This is a genomic window from Romboutsia sp. (genome assembly GCF_035470145.1).
Taxonomy (GTDB): Bacteria; Bacillota; Clostridia; order Peptostreptococcales; family Peptostreptococcaceae; genus Romboutsia_D.
Window position 1 is genome coordinate 1 of the sequence record NZ_DATIRC010000043.1, and the last position, 2,734, is coordinate 2,734.

Below are 2,734 nucleotides of genomic sequence, written 5' to 3' on the forward strand. Positions count from 1 at the left end.
GCAAAGTTTGTTTTCACATATTCACCCCTTTCTAATCTTTATGTATTATTTTTCTATTTAAAACCATACTATCTGATACTATTTTACCATCAGAAAATCTGACTATTTTTTTAGTATATTGAGCTACTTCTGGTTCGTGAGTAACCATTATTATTGTAGATCCCTCTTCATTTAACTGTTGAAATATCTTTAGTATTTCTGCTGTTACAACAGAATCTAAGTTTCCAGTAGGTTCATCTGCCATTATAACATTAGGATTATTAACTATGGCCCTAGCTATGGCAACTCTTTGTTTTTGCCCTCCGGATATTTCATTTGGCTTATGCTTTATCCAATTTGCAAGTCCTACCTTTTCAAGAGCATCCATAGCTTTCTTCCTTCTAATTTTAGAGTTTATTCCCCCGTATATCATAGGAAGTTCTACATTTTCTAGTATACTCATTCTAGGAAGTAAATTAAAAGATTGAAAAACGAATCCAATCTCCTTATTTCTTATATAAGCCAATTCGTTATCGCTTAAATTAGTTACATTTTGACCATTTAATATATAGTTTCCAGAGTCCATTTTATCAAGACATCCAAGTATATTCATAAAAGTTGATTTACCAGAACCTGATTTACCCATTATAGAAGTAAATTCACCTTTTTCAACTGAAAGACTTACACCACTTAATGCTTGATATTTTATATTTCCTGTTACATATGTTTTGTATACATCCTTAACTTCCAACATAGACATTACTTATTCTCCCCCTTAGGAACAATAACCACTTCTACTCCTTTAGATATATCATTTCCTGGATTTAATATAACTTTTTCTCCTTTTTTAAGACCTGATTTTATTTCAGCTTCAGTATCAGAAATTATCCCAAGTTTGATATCCTTTTTAACTACTTTGCCATTTTCTACAATATATACAAAATCATTGCCGTCATTATCAGAAACTATAGATTCTATAGGAACAACTGATGTTTTGTCATTTTGATTTATTAGTATATCAACATCTACATTAAATCCTATTACTAAACCTTTTGGATCAAATATATTTATATAAGCATTTTGATATACATCTGAAGAATTAGTTCCCATTATATTACTTGTATTTTTATCAGCAGTAGGATCAATAGAAGAAACCTCACCTTTATATACTTTCTCGTTATAAGTTATATCTACCTGTTGACCTGCTTTTACAGTTGGTGCATCATACTTACTTAATTGGACTTCTACTTGTAGATTTTCTACATTTTGAACCACTACAACAGGTTGTGTTAATGAGTTCATTTGACCCTCTGAAACATTTAGCTCTGTTACAACTCCATCAATATCACTTCTTAAGTTCTTATTTCCATAAGCAGTTTTAAAACGCATAAGAATATCGTCTTCTGATACTTTATCTCCTACCTCTACATCAATATCATCAACTATACCTTGTTCTCCAAAATATTGTTGTTTGTCTTTAGATAATATATCTCCTGTAGTAGATATATAGGCCTTTATTTCTTTTTCTTGTACCTTACTAGTTTTAACTTCTACTCCCTTAGGTTGTTTAGAATAATTTATCCAAGTCCCTGCTGCAATAATTACTACTATACTCAGCGTTATCCAAATCCATTTTTTCATATTCCCCTGATTTAAATCAGGTTTTCACCTTCCTTTCAAAATATAAGATTTAAAATCATTTTATATCAAAATCATAGTACATTATATGCAACGATATATTATATTCAATAATATGTAAATAATTCAAAGATTAATATACATATTTTATAATAATAAACAAAAAAAGCACTTACTATACGTAAGTGCTTGGTACTCATTATAAATTATCTTTTAATTTTCCTAAGAAGTCTTGGACATTTGTAACTATTGTAGTTACTTCTAAGCTTCCTCGATCTCTTAATTTATTTACTGCAAATTCTGAAACATCAACAGAATAGAAGTATACTGGTCTTATTTTCCCATCTACAACCCTATAAGAAGGTGTCATATTCCCTGTAGCTATAGAATGTAATTGAGTAGCTAAACATATTACCGTTGTAGCTCTTTTTACATGGTGTCTCATTGTATCTTGCGCTTCATATACATCTGATATTACTATAGGAAGAGGTCCATCATCTCTTAAAGATCCTCCTAATACTATCGGGATATCGTTTTTTATACAAGCATGGACAATACCATTGTCTATGTTTTCTTCTTCTATTAATTTTTCTATTGATCCTGCTCTTCTTGCTTTATTTAGTAAATCTAAATGATGGTAATGTCCATCTTTTATCGACTCTTGAGTATATATATCCTGTCCAAGAGCTGTATTAAACATTGCACCTTCTAAGTCATGTGTTGCTACTGCATTCCCCCCGAACAATGCATCAACATATCCATTTTCAATTAGGTACGCCATTGAGTCTCTAGCACCTTTAGCAAATACTGCAGCAGGCCCTAATACCCATACTATGTATCCATGTTCTTTTTCATGTTTTAATAATTCATATAAGTTTTCATAATCCTTAGTGTAAGAAGTTTCTCTAGACCTACCTGATCTAAATGCGAATACATCTCTATCCTCTTCATCTTTGCAAAACCCATAAGGATATAAATAAATTCCTTCGCTAGCATCTTCAGTTCTGCCTATAACAACCTTATCTCCAACTTTTAAATTCCTAAATTCCTTTACCTCAACCTCTTCATCATTTTTAACAACTGCAACACAATCCATTCTACTTTCTTTTGCTAATAC

3 protein-coding genes are annotated in these 2,734 nt (G+C 30.8%); all 3 read right to left on the reverse strand.

Annotation, left to right across the window (positions count from 1 at the left end; translation table 11 throughout):
- Nucleotides 1–31 precede the first annotated feature (31 nt).
- Nucleotides 32–739 carry an ABC transporter ATP-binding protein gene (locus tag VLM92_RS01590; RefSeq protein WP_331681654.1) on the reverse strand — a complete coding sequence of 236 codons (708 nt, stop codon included), beginning with the start codon at nt 737–739 and terminating at the stop codon, nt 32–34.
- Entirely contained in the window at nt 739–1,620 is an 882-nt protein-coding gene (locus VLM92_RS01595; RefSeq protein WP_325274603.1) for an HlyD family efflux transporter periplasmic adaptor subunit, read from the reverse strand. Before VLM92_RS01595 ends, VLM92_RS01590 begins: the two co-directional genes overlap by 1 nt.
- 196 nt (nt 1,621–1,816) lie before the next feature.
- Nucleotides 1,817–2,734: hypothetical protein (locus VLM92_RS01600; protein ID WP_325274604.1), on the reverse strand; the 918-nt coding region annotated here is incomplete at its 5' end.

Coding starts and splice junctions, on each gene's coding strand:
- VLM92_RS01595 (WP_325274603.1), bottom strand. CDS start 1,620: ATGAAAAAATGGATTTGGATAACGCTGAGTATAGTAGTAATTATTGCA.
- VLM92_RS01590 (WP_331681654.1), bottom strand. CDS start 739: ATGTCTATGTTGGAAGTTAAGGATGTATACAAAACATATGTAACAGGA.